Origin of the sequence: Nitrosospira sp. Nsp14 (genome assembly GCF_900113575.1) — a bacterium.
GTDB lineage: Bacteria > Pseudomonadota > Gammaproteobacteria > Burkholderiales > Nitrosomonadaceae > Nitrosospira.
Genome location: NZ_FOPV01000001.1, coordinates 269,459 through 288,567, shown reverse-complemented (window position 1 = coordinate 288,567; position 19,109 = coordinate 269,459). Strand labels below are relative to the sequence as shown.

Here is a 19,109-nt window from a genome sequence, read left to right as displayed (position 1 = left end):
CGTTCAAACCAAGTCTACTTCAATAAAACGGGTGGGCCCCGCGATGAGCGGGATGGCTCGACCAGGGCGGAAGGGAATCAATTGGGACGGAGAATCGATGGAATAATGGCCCCAGCAGATTGATAGTCAAGAAAAGAACAAGCATTAAACCGTCTGGGACTATCGGAACGGCGGCTGTGACAATTTATTTCTTAACCTAGCCCGAGCACGTCCTGCATATCGAACAGGCCGTTCGGCTTGTCGGCTAGAAAACGCGCGGCCCGCATGGCGCCTTCGGCAAAAGTCGCACGACTACTCGCCTTGTGGGAAATCTCGATGCGCTCGCCCGTGCCCGCAAACATCACCGTATGGTCCCCGACGATGTCTCCCCCACGCACAGTGGCAAAACCAATCGCGGCAGGCGCGCGCTCGCCGGTATGGCCCTCGCGTCCAAAAACGGCAACCTTCGCGAGATCTCTACCAAGCGCTGTTGCCACCACCTCGCCCATCCGCAGCGCCGTACCGGACGGGGCGTCCACCTTATGCCGATGGTGAGCTTCGATGATTTCAACATCATAACCCTCATTCAGAACCTTGGCCGCCATTTCCAGCAACTTGAGGGTGACATTCACGCCCACGCTCATGTTGGGAGCGAATACGATGGCGGTGTCCTTGGACGCAGCCTCAAGTTCTTCTTTTTGCGCGGGCGAAAAGCCTGTGGTTCCGATGACCATTTTGACACTTTTTCCACGACAGACGGCGAGATGCGCCAGCGTTCCTTCAGGGCGCGTAAAATCGATCAGCACATCGCTTCCTTTGAGCGCCACGCCCAAATTATCGGTAATTTGAACGTTGCATGGAGCGCCGATCAACTCGCCCGCGTCCTTCTTAAGGTAAGGGCTACCGGCACGCTCCAGCGCAGCGGTTAATCGAAGATCCGCGGCTCCCGCGATGGCTTCCAGCAACGCACGCCCCATGCGCCCGGAACTTCCGGCAACAGCAATATTCAATGTCCTCATCTTGTTTCAAACAACATTATTTTCAAGACGACGTCCTACTCCTTTAGTTGGTCCGCTTCACTCGCGCCCCTGTCCGTCGCTTGGGAGGGCGCTTGCCTGGGTATCCGTTTTTCCGGCACGGGCGAATTCGATGTATCGCTTGCCGGAGGGATGCCACTTGAACTCGTCATACTGCCGGGAGCGGGATTTTGCTGAGCCGGCGTTTCCGCTAAGATCGGAACCCTGTCCGGCTCTTTGCGGTCTTCTTTAACCAGAGGCGTCTCGGACTCAATCGGCGTGGCGTGCTCGACCACCGGCGGCGGGATAAAGGCCGCCGCCGTCTTGAAACTGCCATCGATGCGCATCAGCTTGTCATCTTCGAAAAACACGGTCAGCTGTCTTTGCTCAACCAGTCTTCCTTCCTGTTCCAGGCGATACACATAATCCCAGCGGTTATTGTGGAAAGGGTCGCTGATCATCGGCGAACCCAGGGCAAAACGCACCTGAGACCGCGTCATGCCTGGCTTCAGCTTATCGACCATTTCCTGGGTAATAATGTTTCCCTGCTGGATTTCTATTTTATAGAGCAGAGATGGAACAGACGAACATCCGGCGAGCAATATCGAAACGACCAGCGTGAGTAGTATTGCGCGCATGCGGCAGCGTAGTGTTTCCAAAGCAAACCCAACGTTATATGATACAGCAAATAACCTATTGGATGACATCGCTATGAGCAAGCCAAACAATCTCAAAACCATGGGCTTGAAGGCCACATTACCGCGACTCAGAATTCTGAGCTTGTTCGAGAGCAGCCCCGTTCGACATCTCTCAGCGGAGGATGTTTACCGAACACTGATCAGTGAGGGCGAGGACATTGGTCTTGCCACTGTCTATCGGGTGCTCACCCAGTTCGAGCAAGCCGGATTGCTCGAGCGCCACCATTTTGAAGGCGGCAAAGCTGTGTTTGAACTCTCCAGCAGCACCCACCACGATCACCTGGTCTGCCTGCAGTGCGGCAGGGTCGAGGAATTTTATGACGCCGAGATCGAGAAACGTCAAATAAAAATCGCCAAGGATCGGGGGTTTGCCTTACACGAGCATTCGCTTTCGCTTTACGCAGACTGCATTAAGCCGGCTTGCCCGTATCGAAAAGAAGGCGCGGATAACGCGAAAAGTTGAGACTCTACGCTATGTGTGCCGGTATTCGCGCGGGTGTGAGTCATTAACCACCATAACTGGGTAAAAAGCTGGATAACGGTGCAAATCGCAGAGGTCGGGTACTGGATGCTGAATCTGTCATTGTACTCAAAAATTTTCTGTTCTCTCTTTAGCGTCAGGTCGACAACTCCCACCCCAGCTCTTCACTTGTCGTTGCGCCCTTGTCATGTTTAGCCAGAAATATTTGACTAGCGCGGCCGCACGCGTGGTCGCTTATTCCGCAACTCTCCTGTCAAGGGGTTGACCAATCACCGCCTAACCGTTACTGTTCAGTGTTTTACTTAATATTTTGCCGCACCCAACATTGGAAACGAAGAAAGCATGAGCACGGAATTGACGGGCGCTGAAATTACGGTGCGTTGTTTGCAGAAGGAAGGCGTGGATTATATTTTCGGCTATCCAGGCGGCGCCGTGCTGTTTATTTACGACGAGTTATTCAAACAGGATAAGGTCAAGCACGTACTAGTGCGGCACGAGCAAGCGGCGGTGCACGCAGCGGATGGCTACGCCCGCTCCAGTAACAAGATTGGCGTGGCCCTGGTCACGTCGGGGCCCGGCGTCACCAACGCCGTCACGGGGATCGCAACCGCCTACATGGATTCCATTCCCCTGGTCATCATCAGCGGGCAGGTCCCCACCCATGCCATTGGCCTGGATGCGTTTCAGGAAGTTGATACAGTGGGTATAACGCGCCCCTGCGTCAAACATAACTTTCTGGTGAAGAACATCGATGAGCTGGCGGCGACCATCAAGAAAGCATTCTACATTGCTTCTACGGGCCGCCCCGGGCCCGTGCTCGTAGATATACCCAAGGATGTGAGTCAGCAAAAAGCAGAATTTATCTATCCGAACAGCGTCACGATGCGTTCTTATAATCCGGTTACCAGGGGGCATGCGGGACAGATCAGAAAAGCGGTGCAGCTGATACTTGAAGCCAAACGGCCGATGATCTACACCGGGGGCGGGGTCATACTGAGCGATGCGGCGGAACGGCTCACCGAGCTGGTACAAATGCTGGGCTTTCCCTGCACAAATACATTGATGGGTTTGGGGGGGTATCCTGCCACGGACAAGCAGTTTGTCGGGATGCTGGGCATGCATGGCACCTATGAAGCCAACATGGCCATGCAACACTGTGACGTGCTCATCGCCGTGGGGGCTCGATTCGATGATCGAGTCATTGGCAATCCCAAGCATTTCTTCAATGAAGATCGCAAGATCATACACATCGACATCGACCCTTCATCCATATCCAAGCGTGTCAAGGTCGATGTTCCGATTGTGGGCAATGTTACTGACGTACTGGATGAATTGATAAAACAGCTCAAGGCGCGCAAGGAAAAGCCCGAGCAGACCGCGCTTGACGCGTGGTGGACTCAGATCGATGCGTGGCGGGCACGTAATTGCCTCAAATACGACCGCTCCAGCACAGTCACCAAGCCGCAATGGGTGATTGAAAAGCTTTATGAGGTGACGGAGGGGAATGCGTTCATTACCTCCGACGTGGGCCAGCACCAGATGTGGGCTGCGCAGTTTTACAAGTTTGACCTTCCCCGCCGCTGGATCAATTCGGGGGGACTGGGAACGATGGGATTCGGTCTGCCGGCGGCCATGGGGGTCCAGTTTGCGAACCGCGAGAACGTGGTCGCGTGCATTACCGGCGAAGCCAGCATTCAGATGTGCATCCAGGAGCTGTCTACGTGCAAACAATATAATCTGCCACTCAAAATCATTAATTTGAATAACCGTTATATGGGCATGGTAAGACAGTGGCAGGAATTCTTTCACGGCAATCGTTATGCTGAATCTTATATGGATGCGCTGCCGAATTTTGTCAAATTGGCGGAGAGTTATGGCCACGTCGGCATGAAAATTGAACGCCCGGAAGATGTGGAAGGCGCCCTGAAGGAGGCATTCCAGCTCAAAGAGCGATTGGTATTTATGGATTTTATTACCGACCAGACGGAGAACGTATTCCCTATGGTGCCCGGCGGGAAGGGTCTTTCTGAAATGATTCTGGTATAACAAATGCGCCATATCATTTCTTTATTAATGGAAAACGAGGCGGGCGCGTTGTCTCGCGTCGCCGGACTCTTCTCCTCCCGCGGTTATAATATCGAATCTCTTACCGTCGCAGCCACCGAAGATCCCACTTTGTCCCGCATGACGCTCGTTACCGCCGGTTCAGACGATGTGATTGAGCAAATTACCAAACAATTAAACAAGCTCATCGACGTAGTCAAGGTGGTCGATTTGAGCGATGGAGAACACATTGAGCGCGAGCTGATGCTGATAAAGGTGCGCGCGCTCGGCAAGGATCGCGAGGAAATCAAGCGGATGGCCGATATCTTTCGTGGCCGCATTATTGATGTCACCGATAAATCCTACACCATCGAACTGACCGGTACCGGCTCCAAGCTCGACGCATTTCTTGAGGCCGTCGAACGCAGCTCCATCCTGGAGACAGTACGGACCGGCGCCTCCGGCATCGGCCGCGGCGAGCGGATACTAAAGGTCTAGTACGGTCCTGCATGATGGGTAAAAACCCGTTCCCCGGCGCTTGCATGCGCGCTTTCTCTTTCTACTTCTTTTAAGCATAAGGAAAACATGAATATTTATTATGATAAAGACGCGGATCTGTCCCTCATCAGAGACAAGAAAGTTACCATTGTTGGTTATGGCTCGCAGGGTCACGCTCACGCCAATAATTTGCACGACTCGGGTGTAACGGTCACTGTTGGGCTGCGCAAGGATGGTGCTTCCTGGGGCAAAGCGGAGAAGGCCGGCCTGAACGTCAAGGAAGTGGCAGAAGCCGTGAGCGGTGCCGATGTAGTAATGGTGCTGCTCCCGGATGAACAGATCGCCGCTGTTTATGCCTCCGAGATCGAGCCCAACCTGAAAAATGGTGCCACGCTGGCGTTTGCTCATGGCTTCAACGTGCATTACGGGCAGGTAGCGCCACGCGAGGATCTCGACGTCATCATGATCGCGCCAAAGGGGCCCGGGCATTTGGTGCGCTCGACCTACGTGCAGGGGGGTGGCGTGCCCTCGCTCATCGCCGTGCATCAGGACAAATCCGGCAAGGCGCGAGACCTGGCGCTTTCCTATGCAGCTGCCAACGGCGGCACGCGCGGGGGCGTGATTGAAACCAATTTTCGGGAAGAAACCGAGACTGATCTCTTTGGCGAACAGGTGGTCCTGTGCGGTGGGCTGACCGCCCTGATTCAGGCTGGCTTTGAAACATTGGTCGAAGCGGGATACGCGCCGGAAATGGCCTATTTCGAGTGTCTTCACGAAGTGAAGCTGATTGTCGATCTGATCTATGAAGGTGGGATAGCGAACATGCGCTACTCCATCTCCAATAACGCCGAATACGGGGACATATCGCGTGGTCCGCGCATTGTCACCGAGGCCACCCGGGCCGAAATGCGCAAGATCCTGCATGAAATTCAGATCGGGGAATATGCGCGGGAATTCATTCTGGAGAACCGGGCGGGAGCGCCGATGCTTAAAGCCAGCCGCCGCCTTGCTTCAGCTCATCAGATTGAAACTGTCGGCACCCAGCTGCGGGACATGATGCCCTGGATCAAAAAAAATAAGCTGGTCGATCAGGCAAAAAATTAAAATAGACCGGGACGGCGCGAGGGGTTTCCGCACCCCTCCCCGCGTCATCCGGCGCTTTCATCCATATTTCCTCGTTCTCCAGCCTTCCTTTTCCACGGTATGTTCGTGGCGAATCGCAAATGCTGCGGCCGGTATTCTTCGGTCCGCCAGTCGGGCTGATTCGGTTCGCAGCTTCGTCCGAATAGTCGAAGCGTGATTTATTGCATGGGGTAACAGATGCGAACACGCAGCTCTCATGTTTCCGGATGTGGGAGGACCTTGCACGCTGGACTTCTGTTTACCGTCGGCCAATAACGGGTTAACATCTTTCGGTCTCCTCCGGTATTGCATGAACGATGCATGATCCTCATCCACGCCTTCTCAAATCCAATCTCCGCCGGCGCGGCATATATCTGCTGCCCAACCTTTTCACCACTGCCGCGCTGTTCGCCGGATTCTATGCCATTGTGCAGGCGATGAACGGCCGGTTTGAACACTCGGCCGTTTCCATCTTCATCGCCATGGTACTGGATGGACTGGATGGGCGCGTGGCCCGTTTGACCCACACGCAGAGTGAATTCGGCGCGGAATACGATAGCCTATCAGACATGGTTTCGTTTGGCGCAGCGCCTGCGCTGGTTATATACGAATGGGCGCTCAAGGGTATGGGCAAGCTTGGCTGGATCGCCGCTTTCATCTATTGCGTCTGCGCCGCGCTACGTCTAGCCCGCTTCAATACCAACATCGGGGTCGTGGATAAGCGTTTCTTTCAAGGCCTCCCGAGTCCTGCCGCGGCAGCACTGATTGCCGGTTTGGTCTGGGTAATGCTCGACTTTGAAATAGCCGGCACGGACGTCCGCTGGCTTGCGTGGAGCATCACGCTGTTCGCGGGCTTGACAATGGTAAGTAACATCCCTTATTACAGCGGCAAGGAAATCAATTTGCGCAAAAGTGTGCCCTTCATCACCGTTCTGCTGCTGGCACTCTTTTTCTTCGTGCTGATTCCCAGCCATCCACCTGTTGTACTGTTCTGCCTTTTCTTCCTCTATGCGCTCTCCGGCTATGTGTTGCGGGCGTGGCGATGGATCAGGAAGAAGAGAACGAGTAGCGAGAGCCCACCACCATGACTCCCTCCATTTCCAATTCCCTGACAAAGCGCCCCGCATGGCATGCGCTCGAAGATCACTACCAGTCCATGAAGGATGTGCATCTGCGGCAGCTCTTCGCCGAGGATCCCCAACGCGGTGAGCGCTTTGTAGCGGAAGCAGCCGGCATCTACCTCGACTACTCAAAGAATCGGATCACCCGCGAAACGCTGCGGCTGCTGTTGCGTCTGGCGGATGAGTGCCAGCTGAGGGAACATATAACCGCGATGTTCAAGGGCGAACCGATCAATTCTACGGAGCAGCGTCCGGCCCTGCATATTGCCTTACGAGCGCCCAGGTCGGAGAAAATTGTCGTTGAGGGCATTGACGTCGTGCCGGAAGTACATGCGGTCCTCGACCGTATGGCTGACTTCGCCAGCAAACTGCGGGATGGGCAATGGCGGGGATACACCGGCCAACGGATTCGCAATATTGTCAATATTGGCATCGGTGGCTCGGACCTCGGCCCGGTCATGGCATATGAAGCGCTTCGCCATTACTCGCTTCGCGACATGAATTTCCGCTTCATATCCAATGTCGACGGCACCGACTTCGCCGAGGCGACGCGCGCGATCGCGCCTGAAGAGACCCTCTTCATCGTCTGCTCGAAGACTTTCACCACAACCGAAACCTTGGAAAACGCGCATGCGGCTCGTCAATGGCTTCTTGCCAAACTCAAGGATAGCCTGGCGGTGAGCCGGCACTTCGTTGCCGTCTCGACCAATACGGAAGAAGTATCCAAATTTGGCATCGACACGGCCAACATGTTCGGCTTCTGGGATTGGGTAGGCGGACGATACTCGCTGGATTCTGCCATCGGGCTCTCGACCATGGTGGCCGTCGGACCCGACAATTTCAGGGCAATGCTGGAAGGGTGTCACTCGATGGACCAGCACTTCCTGACATCTCCGTTCGATCGCAACCTCCCGGTTCTTATGGGTTTGCTGGCTGTTTGGTACAACAATTTCTTTGACGCAGCCTCGATTGCCGTGCTGCCTTATGAGCAATACCTCAAGCGCTTCCCGGCATATTTGCAGCAATTGACTATGGAAAGCAACGGCAAGCACGTCACGGTCGGCGGTGTTCATGTGGACTACCAGACGTCGCCCATCATTTGGGGGGAACCTGGAACGAACGGTCAACACTCTTTTTATCAGCTCATCCATCAGGGTACACGCCTGATCCCATGTGATTTTATTGGCTTCTGTCAAACCTTGAATCCGCTTGGAAACCATCACGACGTACTGATGGCGAATCTTTTTGCCCAGACTGAAGCGTTGGCTTTCGGAAAAACCGAGGATGAAGTGAAAGCCGAAGGAACGCCCGACTGGTTGTGCGCGCACCGCAGTTTCGAAGGTAACCGCCCGACAAATACGCTCCTCCTCGAGCGCCTCACACCCTACAGCCTTGGCGCGATGATCGCCCTTTACGAGCACAGTGTTTTCACGCAAGGGACAATCTGGGAGATCGATTCGTTTGATCAATGGGGAGTTGAACTGGGCAAGGCGCTGGCTCGCCGCATTATCACAGAACTCGATAATCCTGATGAAACCCCTTTCAGGCACGATAGCTCAACGAGCGCACTGATGCGGCGCTATCTACGTTTAAAAAACGCGGCCGCCTGAATCCAAAACGCGCGCTGGTTGAAAACGGCGCCGTTATATCTATACTACATAAGCTACGTGAATCCGTCTCCCGCGAGCCGAGGCGCTTACGTATTAGAGGAACGAAAGTCTAGTCTTTAGAAATTATCTGCTGCTTGGCACAGCGAACCTATGTAACCGGACACTTCCATGACCGATCAAACACAAATTGACCGGATCTGTATCGCTACGCTCCGCAGCTTATCCATCGATGCGGTCGAAAATGCACATTCCGGCCATCCCGGCACGCCAATGGGCGCGGCAGCGACAGCATACTGCCTGTGGCAGTACTTTCTCCGCTATGATCCCGATGACCCGGAGTGGCCGAACCGGGACCGGTTTGTACTTTCGGCGGGCCACGCATCGGCGTTGCTTTACAGCCTGCTTCATCTTACTAGTGTAAGAGCGATGGGTCCCCGCTATGATGAAAGCAACAGGGAGGCCGTAACCCTCGACGATCTGAAGCGTTTCCGGCAGGCGGGCAGTCGTTGCACAGGCCATCCCGAGTATCGTTGGACGTCCGGTGTGGAAACGACAACCGGGCCGCTCGGCCAGGGAGCGGGTGTCAGCGTTGGGATGGCGATAGCCGGTCGCTGGCTCGCGGCCACGTATAACCGCCCCGGCTTCGACCTGTTCAACCACCATGTTTATGCCCTTTGCAGCGATGGCGATATCATGGAAGGAATCAGTGCTGAAGCCGCATCCCTGGCTGGGCATCTTCAACTCGCCAATCTTTGCTGGATCTACGATGATAACCGCGTCACGATCGAGGGGTCGACTGACCTCACCTTTACCGAAGACGTGGCCGCGCGGTTCACCGCCTATCGATGGAAGGTGGAGCATGTTGACGACGCGAACGATCTAACGCAGTTGACGCGCGCGTACGAGAAGTTTCGCACCTTGCAGGACCGTCCCACACTCATCATCGTGCGCAGCCACATCGGTTATGGAGCGCCGCACAAGCAGGACACGCGCGAAGCGCATGGGGAACCACTGGGTCCTGAGGAAGCGCGGCGGGCCAAGGAGTTTTACGGTTGCGACCCGGACGCGCAATTTCACATCCCGGATGGCGTCAAGGAACATTTTAATGCCCATTTTGGAGAACGCGGCAAAGCAGCCCATATGGCCTGGAAACAATTGCTGACCACTTACCGTTCGCAGTACCCAGATCTGGCCGAACAGATCGAATATATGCAGGACCGTCGCCTGCCGCCCGACTGGGACGCCGATCTGCCAGCCTTCCCTCCGGACGCGAAGGACCTCGCCACGCGCGAATCTTCGGGTACCGTGCTGAACGCCATTGCCTCGAAGGTACCTTGGATCCTTGGTGGCGCCGCAGACCTCGCACCCTCGACGAAGACGGAATTGAAGGGCGCGTTATCCGGTGACTTTCAGGCTCCGGCACTTCCCACCGATCACGAGCGAAGCTATCGCGGACGCAACTTGCATTTCGGCTTGCGTGAACATGCGATGTGCGCCATTTCCAACGGGATGAGCTTATCGAAACTTCGTCCCTATGCGTCAAGTTTTCTTGTCTTTACGGACTACTGCCGCGCCGCGCTCAGACTTAGCGCGATGATGGAAATTCCAATCATCTATATATGGACGCACGATTCAATCAGCCTCGGGGAGGATGGGCCAACGCACCAGCCAATTGCTCACCTGGCGTCCTTGCGTGCAACGCCCGGCATGATTGTGCTGCGGCCAGCGGACGCGAATGAGGTGGTTGAAGCATGGCGCGTGATCATGCGACAAACTGAGCGCCCGGTCTGCCTGATCCTGTCTCGGCAGGCCGTGACAACGCTCGATCGCAGCCGGTACGCGTCAGAAAGTGGGGTTTCCTGCGGCGCATATGTCCTCGCCGATGCACCCGACGGAAAACCAGACGTGCTGCTGCTGGGTACCGGGAGCGAGGTTTCTCTCTGTGTGTTCGCATATGAACAGCTAAAGTCGGAAGGAATCAATGCCCGTGTTATCAGCATGCCTTCCTGGGAGTTGTTTGAACACCAGAACCAGGAATACCGCGACAGCGTTCTGCCCCCCAAGATCATCGCCCGCGTCGCCGTGGAAGAGGCATCGATCTTCGGATGGGAACGCTATGCTGGAACTTCGGGAGCGATTCTCGGCATGCGCTGTTTCGGCTTGTCCGGCCCCGGGAAAATTGTCGCCGATCACTTCGGATTTACCCCCGGACATGTCGTTGTCGCAGCAAAGGAACAAATCGCCCGGCACGCCCAGGGATAGTCATGATGTGGCTTAATGTCCGGCACCGGCACTCAAATTGAGCCTCGCAGAATCGCAATACGTTACGGAAAAATAATTATGGCGACCAGTCCTCTCGCGGGAAAACCCGCTCCCGCATCCCTGCTGCTGAACGTACCCGCGGCGGTTACTGCCTATTACACGCGGATTCCCGACGAATCCGAGCCGGGGCAAAGGGTCAGATTCGGTACTTCCGGTCACCGCGGTTCTTCGATGGAACACAGCTTCAATGAATGGCATGTCCTCGCCATCACTCAAGCAGTTTGTGAATATCGCGCAAAAGAAAATATCAGCGGACCGCTATTTGTTGGCATCGATACCCATGCACTTTCCGAGCCCGCATATGCCAGTGCCCTCGAAGTACTGGCGGCTAACGAGGTTGACGTAATGGTAGCAAAAAATGGGGAGTACACTCCCACCCCTGCGGTTTCCCACGCCATACTGAGTTTCAACCGCAGCAAACCGCGCGGACAATCCGACGGCATCGTGATTACACCCTCTCATAACCCGCCCGACAGTGGTGGCTATAAATACAACCCGCCACACGGCGGCCCCGCGGGCGTTGATATAACCGGCTGGATCGAAGCCCGATCCAATGACTTACTCAAGAACAAACTCGCGGGTGTGAAACGGATCCGTTTCGAAAACGCATTGCGCGCGCCGACAACGCATCAGCACGACTTCCTCAACAATTACGTGAATGATCTGCCCAATGTGATTGATGTGAATGCGATACGGAACGCGAACATTCGCATCGGGGTCGACCCGCTTGGCGGCGCCGGAGTTCATTACTGGCCGGCAATAGCAGACCGTTTCGGGCTGAATCTTGTTGTGGAAAACGAAATGGTCGATCCAACCTTCCGTTTCATGACTGTTGACTGGGATGGCAAAATTCGCATGGACCCATCTTCCCCCTACGCCATGCGAGGCTTGATCGATCTGAAGGACCGTTTTGACATTGCCTTCGCTTGTGACACGGATCACGACAGGCATGGCATCGTAACCCGGAGCTCAGGTTTGCTACCGGCAGATCATTATCTTTCTGTTGCTGTGCACTACCTCTTTCAGAACCGCCCGGAATGGGATGCGGGAGTTGCAGTAGGCAAGACGGTAGTCAGCAGCAGCATGATCGATCGGGTAGCCGCCAAGCTCAACCGGAGGCTCTACGAAGCGCCGGTTGGGTTCAAATGGTTTGTGGACGGGCTGGGCGCGGGCTCGCTCGGATTTTGCGGTGAGGAAAGCGCGGGGGCCTCATTCCTGCGCCGTGATGGCAGCGCCTGGACGACCGACAAGGATGGGATCATCGCGGCATTGCTGTCCGCCGAGATCACGGCCTGCACCGCCCAGGATCCGGGCGAGATATACCAGAGACTCGAGCACGAGCTTGGCAAGACCGTTTTTGCACGCGTCGATGCCGCAGCAACGCCGGCGCAAAAAGAGATTCTGTCCAGGTTGTCGCCCACGCAAATTACGGGCGGCGCCTTGGTTGGAGAAAAGATTCAGACGGTGCTTACGCGGGCGCCTGGCAATGACGCTGCCATTGGCGGCGTGAAGGTAATCGCGAAAAACGGGTGGTTTGCGGCTCGCCCATCCGGCACCGAGAATATTTACAAGATCTACGCCGAAAGCTATCTGGGAACGGATCACCTGAATCGCATCATTGAGGAAGCCCAGTCTATCGTTGGCGATGCGCTGTCCTCTTCCTCGAAGCGCGAATTCTCCTGACGGTTCGCGGAATACCAGGCCAGCGCATGCGCTGGCGTCTGACTCTAGGGTCACAGATATATGAGAATATGCGGATAGCGACCCTCGTGTGGCGCATCCGCAGTAACAGCGGGATACCCAACCGGCCCACGCGTAGCGAGATACGCTGTAGAGATCCGGATATAGAGAACGAGGAGGAGGCTAAAATGCAGGAGATCAACAAAGGCACCGCGCCGTCGGACGCCTTGGTGCTGTTCGGCGCAACCGGCGATCTGGCCTACAAGAAAATTTTTCCAGCGCTTTATGCATTGGTAAAACAAGGCTTCCTCAACGTTCCGGTGGTCGGGGTCGCATTCTCGCCGTGGAGTCTCGAGCAGGTTCGCGAGAGGATAGCCCAGGCCGTAAGCCCCTCCGGAAAGGTTGACGACCAGAACGCGCTCGACCACCTGCTTTCTCTGTTTCGATACGTGCGCGGCGATTACAATCACCTCGATACGTTCAAGGAGCTCAAGCAGGTTCTCGGGGACGCCAAGCGGCCCGTGCATTATCTTGCCATCCCGCCATCCCTCTTTGAGAACGTGATAAGAGGGCTACACGCTATGGACTTGGCAAGCGATGCTCGAGTTATTGTTGAAAAACCGTTTGGACGCGACTTGGCTTCGGCACGTGAGCTCAACCGCATCGCGCGGTCTGTATTCCCGGAAGAATCGATTTTTCGCATCGATCATTTTCTCGGGAAAGAGGCCATCATGAATATTTTGTATTTCAGGTTTGCCAACTCGTTCCTTGAGCCGATCTGGAACCGACACTATGTCGCCAGTGTTCAGATAACACTCGCAGAGCATTTCGGCGTAGAAGGAAGGGGTGCGTTTTACGAATCCGTCGGCTGCCTTCGCGACGTGATTCAGAACCATCTATTCCAGATTGTCGCCTTGCTCGCCATGGAGCCACCCCCCTATGCCGGCCTGGGTACCGTTCAAGCCGAAAGAGTGAATATCTTTCGTGTCATGCGGCCCGTCGCAGCCGATGATCTGGTGCGCGGTCAGTATGACGGATATCGCGATGAAGCGGGGGTAGCCAAAGATTCAGATGTTGAGACTTTCTGCGCCTTGCGGCTTTTCATCGATTCCTGGCGCTGGGAAGGCGTGCCCTGGTATTTGCGCTCGGGTAAGTTTCTCGCGGAAACCGCCGCTGAGGTGGTTGTCCAGCTAAAGCCGCCTCCGCAACGGCTGTTTGCCGACTCGGTGTCAGAGGCATGCGAAGCTAATTATTTACGCTTCCGGCTGTCTCCCATCTCTGCCGTTGCCATTGCAGCCCGTGTCAAACTCCCAGGCAAGGCGTTTATCGGCGATCAGCGCGAACTCTGCCTGGTAGAAGAGCATTTTGGACGTGAATCTCCTTATGAACGGCTGCTGCATGATGCCATGGTTGGCGATGGAAGTCTTTTTACACGAGAAGACGCGGTAGATGCAGCGTGGGCCGTGATCGATCCCGTGCTGGCCGAACATCATCCGGCGGTAATATATGAACGGGGCAGTTGGGGACCTCCTGTCGCCGAAGAATTGATCGCCCGGGATGGCTGCTGGCACAATCCTGACTCGAAAGTCTGACCAGAAACATATCTGGGGTGGCCCCATTTCAAGCAGGATGATTCCGTCGTAACTCCAGCGTCGAACCCTAGCTTGACGATTTTTTGACGTTTCCGCGACGCTTTGCTCACACCGCCCATGCTACCTTAAGCCCAGCAACGTGGTTCGTTTCATCTTTGGCGTCATTCGTTTTTTTTCCTTCACGAGGTGCACTTTATGAAAAAATCATTTTTGGGACTGTTACGGCTAGCGCCCCTTGCTTTGATCGTTCCCTTGCTGGCACCGCCTGTGGCACAGGCGGCGGGGGAGGGCCAGAGCCCCATCGACATTCGCCCGGAAAATTCGGTTTTCAGCGCATTGCCCCCGTTGCAATTCAATTTTAATTCCGACACCGCCTTGAACGTCGTCAATACCGGTTCGCCTGATCCGGAAAAATCCCTCAGGGCCAATGTCAGTTCCGGTGCTGGCAAGCTGATGGTTTCGGGTCATGAGTGGGACCTGGCGCAGTTTCACTTTCATACCCCGGCGGAACATTTGCTGAACGGCGTTGTTGCTCCGATGGAAATGCACCTTGTGTTCAGCGACCCATCCAGCAGTAACCTGCTGGTGGTCGGGCGTTGGATTAACGAGAGCAATAGCGCTAACACCGCCCTCGATCCGATTTTTTCCCATTTGCCCCAAACCACTTCAGACACGCTCAATATCGATCACTTCAATCTGAATACACTCCTGCCAGCCAATCTGGAGTCTTTCCGCTACCCAGGTTCACTGACGACACCCCCATTCTCTGAAAATGTAAGCTGGATTAATTTGGCGCAACCGCTGGATCTATCCAAAGGCCAGATCGACGCATTCCGCGCGCTTTTTCCGGAAGGAAATGCGCGTGAGGTTCAGGATGTTCATGGACGGTTTGTACAGACCGATGTACCTGGGTTCGCCACTGCCGTTCCCGAACCGGAAACGTATGCCATGTTGCTAGCCGGGCTTGGCCTCATAATACTTGCTACGCGGCGTCAACATAGCATGCGTTCGATTATGCCAGCCGCCTTGGTTTCTATCGCCTGAGCTTTTCGGTCCGCTGCCCCATAGCTTCACTCTAATCCATTTTCCGCTATTGCATGTCTTGGCGGAAAATGGAACTACCCATTTAGTTTACCCCTCCCATCCATGAGTCATCCTGACTACCGGGTGATGAAATGAAACCGGTCCCCATCATCTAGTTACTCCTTCTTCTGCTTTTACTAGCCTTTCAGGCGTCTATTCATGCTGGAGAACAGGAATGGATCAATTTAAATGACGCCGCAAAATTACTTTATCAGGGGCGGCAATATGAGCGGGCAACAGACCTGTTAAACGATGCTCTTGAGGTCGCGCCGCATGAGTGGGGTGCCAGTGATCCGGATGTGGCGTCAACTTTAAATAATCTCGGGAATCTCTATTATATCGAGGACCAATACATGCTGGCTAAGCGGTTGCTCGAGCGCTCGCTCGGGATTTGGCAGAAAGTGCTCGGGCCGGAGCACCCCATGTCGCCTTGAGTCTGAATAATCTTGCCGCTCTCCATGAGGCGATGGCACATCATGCGGAAGCAGAGCCACTTTTCACCCAATCCCTGGAGATTCTGCAAAGGAGGCTAAGTCCCAGCCATCCGCAGGTGATCAAAAGTCTCAATAAGCTGGCGGAACTGTATAGAAAGTCGGGTAGGGAGATAGAAGCGGCAGAGATGGAAAAACGCGCGCCTGTCAAATAGGACAGCGTGTCCAGCGAGGAAAGGGGATAGAAGGTGACGTTTATAGTTGTATGAAGGCATGGCGGCTTGCAGGATGGTATCCGATGAGTTGATCAGCTTCACGTAGCCAATTCTGTTCTTCATTCTTTTATTCGGAAGCAGTTCCCGGAGAACGCGTATTTTCTCCGTTGCTTCCGCTAGTCGCAGGGGGACAAGATAATGAAGCACGCATGTCCAGGGAGGTCGATGACGCTATACGTCATACTGGGAATAATTATTTTCATGATGGGCGGTGTCACTTCTGCTCAGATCATCATAGCGGAACAGCGGAGCGATTCCGCACCATGACTGCTTGATAAAACTGCCAAGCCATTGCCGGGTGGAAAAGATGACGCCAAAACCTCAGAACCCCCGCCAGCAGACGCGCGTAGAAAAGATGAGGCCAAAACCCCGGAGCGCATGCCGGGAGAAAAGAGTGCTTCCAGCGCGGGACAAGAAGTATCTGCCGAGTCAAGCTCTTCGTCGGGCTGGTTACCACCAAGCCGAGGTTATGCCTCATGCCGGCACTCCGCGCCAGATCAGGAGGATTTTCTCTGCACGCTCGGAAGAATTTTGTTTGGATCGACCCCGTCTGGCCCGAACAGGGACGTGGACGAAAACATCTCCGCAGGAGGTGCCGGCGATTGATTTTTTCCTGGGCGACAAATTGAGTCGCTTATCCGCAAAACGCAGGATGAACAGAAAGGGTTTATTTTGGGAAAACCGGCAACGTGTATCAGGATACTTGCCCAAATTATATTGCTAGGCCTCGTAGGCGTCCTGCATGCAGGCGTCTCCATCGCCGGACATGTTATCGCCCATTCGCCCACGCCTGCCCCTCAGCTGAACAGTTCCGCCCAACGGGGACGGGCGATATATGGTACGGACAAATAGGTTATTTAATGGCCAAGGATTTGCTAGGCAGTAACAATGGACAGCTGATGCCATATTTTTCGTTCACAAGCACAAATTTCCAGCGCCTGCGCGATCAAATGAATGTGTTCAACGTGGGAGTAACTGGCTCATAAAAGGACACAATAGTAAAGTTACGTTTGATTATCAAAACCGACGGTATTCAATACCGCGGGAAGCAAAATCGCTAATCGCGGTCAGTTCGTTTTGCAATACCAGACAGCCTTCTAGCATTAGTTTTTACCCAAGTAGCCGTCTTTGGAGGAGGGTAATCAGCATCGGAAACAGGGAGCCGGCCTGCGCAAGTGCTCGTTAGATTCATGCGCGGTCCCGCTCCCGTTGCTCTATCCTCTGCTGATCGTGGAGCCGTCACTACTGGGACTTCTCCTGCCGGGAATCATCTAAGTTACCCTATTCATTAGGGACTATTGCGTGAACATGGGAAAGCCTTTATATTTCTTCCATGGACCATCACAGCTGCTTTTCTCCTGCCACTTTCCAGTGGTACCTGCCGCAACTGGCAAGACCGCTGCTGCGCCCCGCGCGCTAACTTCCCCTCCCCGCTCTAACTTTTTCACCCCTCGGAATCTGTCCCTGGATTCTGTTTCATAGTTCGAGTATTCTTTCGGAAACGGAGAAAGCCCTTGAAAGAGCATTTGATTATTTTTGACACCACGCTCCGCGATGGCGAGCAGAGCCCCGGCGCCTCAATGACAAAAGAGGAGAAAGTGCGTATTGCACGACAGCTGGAACGCATGCGCGTGGACATAATTGAAGCGGGTTTCCCCGCCGCTTCGAATGGCGACTTCGAGGCGGTTAAGGCTGTGGCTGACTCGATCAGGGACAGCACCGTATGTGGCCTTGCCCGGGCAATAGAAGCGGATATCAAACGCGCCGGCGAAGCTTTGCAGGGGGCCCGTTCGGCGCGTATTCATACGTTTATAGCCACTTCGCCGATCCATATGGAGAAGAAACTGCGCATGTCTCCAGACCAGGTGGTGGAACAAGCGGTGAAAGCGGTAAAGTGGGCGCGTCAATATACGGATGATGTAGAATTCTCGCCCGAAGATGCCGGCCGCTCCGATATAACTTTCCTCTGCCGAGTACTTGAAGCGGTCATTAATGCCGGCGCCAGGACCCTGAATATTCCCGATACCGTGGGTTACACCATGCCGGAACAATTTGGAAGCCTGATACAGACGTTACGCGAGCGTATCCCGGGTTCCGACAAGGTTGTGTTCTCGGTGCACTGTCATAACGACCTCGGACTAGCGGTAGCAAATTCCTTATCCGCGGTGTCTCACGGCGCGCGGCAGGTGGAATGCACGGTGAATGGCCTGGGCGAACGTGCAGGCAATGCCTCGCTGGAGGAGATTGTGATGGCAGTTCGCACTCGACAGGATTACTTCGAGTGCGATACCCGAATTGATACGGTACACATCGTACCGACCAGCAAACTGGTATCGGGCATAACCGGTTTTCCGGTGCAGCCTAACAAAGCGATCGTTGGCGCCAACGCGTTCGCTCATGAATCAGGCATACATCAGGATGGCGTGCTCAAGCATCGTGAAACATATGAAATCATGCGTGCGGAGGATGTTGGCTGGGGAGCGAATAAGTTGTTGCTGGGGAAGCATTCCGGGCGCAACGCCTTTCGCAGCCGTCTAGCGGAGCTGGGGATCGAGTTTGGATCAGAGGAGGTGCTTAACACCACATTCATGCGTTTCAAGGAACTGGCGGACAAGAAGCATGACATTTTCGATGAGGACCTGTATGCGCTGATTTCAGACGACGCCATGACCTTGCATGAGCACTACAAGCTATTATCGCTTACAGCTCATAGCGAAACTGGGGAAATGCCACACGCAAGCATCGTGATCGCGGAAGAAGGGAGGGAATCCCGCGCCGAGTCCGAGGGCAGCGGTCCGGTGGATGCCACTTTCCGCGCGATAGAAAAAATACTGAACAGCGGCGCCGAGTTACAGCTGTTTTCGGTTAACGCGATCACCAGCGGTACCGATTCGCAAGGCGAGGTGACGGTACGATTGCAAAAATCAGGGCGAATCGTCAACGGTAACGGGGCCGATACCGACATTGTGGTCGCCTCAGCGAAAGCCTATCTCAGCGCCCTCAACAAGCTTCACAGCAAGCTGGAGCGCGCCCACCCGCAAGTGTAGGCAAGGCCTTGCCGGGCGGAACACAATTCTCGTTGTCGCGAGGGGGAGAGTGTTGTCTGGACAAGGGCGCGTTGAGTTCCTTTCTCAATCCTATTAGGCAGCCCGACAACT

Annotated in this window: 15 protein-coding genes; 13 read left to right on the top strand and 2 right to left on the bottom strand. The window is 54.8% G+C overall.

All coding sequences use genetic code 11. The features are described from left to right. Nucleotides 1–191 precede the first annotated feature (191 nt). Nucleotides 192–998, bottom strand: coding sequence for a 4-hydroxy-tetrahydrodipicolinate reductase (gene dapB, locus BM022_RS01240; protein WP_091135991.1), 807 nt, complete (start codon nt 996–998; stop codon nt 192–194). A gap of 35 nt (nt 999–1,033) precedes the next feature. Beyond that, nucleotides 1,034–1,633 (bottom strand): outer membrane protein assembly factor BamE domain-containing protein, encoded by a 600-nt coding sequence (gene bamE / locus BM022_RS01235; RefSeq protein ID WP_091135989.1) that lies wholly within the window; start codon nt 1,631–1,633, stop codon nt 1,034–1,036. Between the two features lie 73 nt (nt 1,634–1,706). On the opposite strand from bamE, the gene fur reads away from it, so the two are divergent. The 13 genes from fur to BM022_RS01165 all read left to right on the top strand — a co-directional run bounded on the left by fur (nt 1,707) and on the right by BM022_RS01165 (nt 18,998). Continuing rightward, nucleotides 1,707–2,156 carry a ferric iron uptake transcriptional regulator gene (fur, locus tag BM022_RS01230; RefSeq protein ID WP_091136130.1) on the top strand — a complete coding sequence of 150 codons (450 nt, stop codon included), beginning with the start codon at nt 1,707–1,709 and terminating at the stop codon, nt 2,154–2,156. Between the two features lie 360 nt (nt 2,157–2,516). Beyond that, on the top strand, nt 2,517–4,220 hold the full coding sequence (locus tag BM022_RS01225; RefSeq protein WP_091135986.1) for an acetolactate synthase 3 catalytic subunit: 1,704 nt from the start codon (nt 2,517–2,519) through the stop codon (nt 4,218–4,220). A 3-nt stretch (nt 4,221–4,223) separates the two neighbouring features. Beyond that, a complete protein-coding gene (ilvN, locus tag BM022_RS01220) occupies nt 4,224–4,715 on the top strand; it encodes an acetolactate synthase small subunit (protein ID WP_091135983.1) in 492 nt (163 codons plus the stop codon). Between the two features lie 87 nt (nt 4,716–4,802). Beyond that, on the top strand, nt 4,803–5,819 hold the full coding sequence (gene ilvC, locus BM022_RS01215; protein WP_091135981.1) for a ketol-acid reductoisomerase: 1,017 nt from the start codon (nt 4,803–4,805) through the stop codon (nt 5,817–5,819). 335 nt (nt 5,820–6,154) lie between these two features. Further along, nucleotides 6,155–6,925, top strand: a complete 771-nt coding sequence (gene pssA, locus BM022_RS01210; RefSeq protein ID WP_091135978.1) for a CDP-diacylglycerol--serine O-phosphatidyltransferase — start codon at nt 6,155–6,157, stop codon at nt 6,923–6,925. Next, on the top strand, nt 6,922–8,568 hold the full coding sequence (gene pgi / locus BM022_RS01205) for a glucose-6-phosphate isomerase (protein WP_091135975.1): 1,647 nt from the start codon (nt 6,922–6,924) through the stop codon (nt 8,566–8,568). Before pssA ends, pgi begins: the two co-directional genes overlap by 4 nt. A 168-nt stretch (nt 8,569–8,736) precedes the next feature. Continuing rightward, on the top strand, nt 8,737–10,830 hold the full coding sequence (gene tkt, locus BM022_RS01200; protein WP_091135973.1) for a transketolase: 2,094 nt from the start codon (nt 8,737–8,739) through the stop codon (nt 10,828–10,830). 78 nt (nt 10,831–10,908) lie between these two features. Beyond that, nucleotides 10,909–12,573, top strand: a complete 1,665-nt coding sequence (gene pgm / locus BM022_RS01195) for a phosphoglucomutase (alpha-D-glucose-1,6-bisphosphate-dependent) (protein ID WP_091136128.1) — start codon at nt 10,909–10,911, stop codon at nt 12,571–12,573. A 26-nt stretch (nt 12,574–12,599) separates the two neighbouring features. Beyond that, nucleotides 12,600–14,162, top strand: coding sequence for a glucose-6-phosphate dehydrogenase (zwf, locus tag BM022_RS01190; RefSeq protein ID WP_371264274.1), 1,563 nt, complete (start codon nt 12,600–12,602; stop codon nt 14,160–14,162). A gap of 195 nt (nt 14,163–14,357) precedes the next feature. Then, on the top strand, nt 14,358–15,206 hold the full coding sequence (locus BM022_RS01185) for a carbonic anhydrase family protein (protein ID WP_091135969.1): 849 nt from the start codon (nt 14,358–14,360) through the stop codon (nt 15,204–15,206). 338 nt (nt 15,207–15,544) lie between these two features. Next, entirely contained in the window at nt 15,545–15,679 is a 135-nt protein-coding gene (locus BM022_RS16315; protein WP_177191590.1) for a tetratricopeptide repeat protein, read from the top strand. Then, nucleotides 15,676–15,891, top strand: coding sequence for a tetratricopeptide repeat protein (locus tag BM022_RS01175; protein ID WP_091135964.1), 216 nt, complete (start codon nt 15,676–15,678; stop codon nt 15,889–15,891). Before BM022_RS16315 ends, BM022_RS01175 begins: the two co-directional genes overlap by 4 nt. A 1,574-nt stretch (nt 15,892–17,465) precedes the next feature. Next, entirely contained in the window at nt 17,466–18,998 is a 1,533-nt protein-coding gene (locus BM022_RS01165; RefSeq protein WP_091135963.1) for a 2-isopropylmalate synthase, read from the top strand. Nucleotides 18,999–19,109 lie beyond the last annotated feature (111 nt).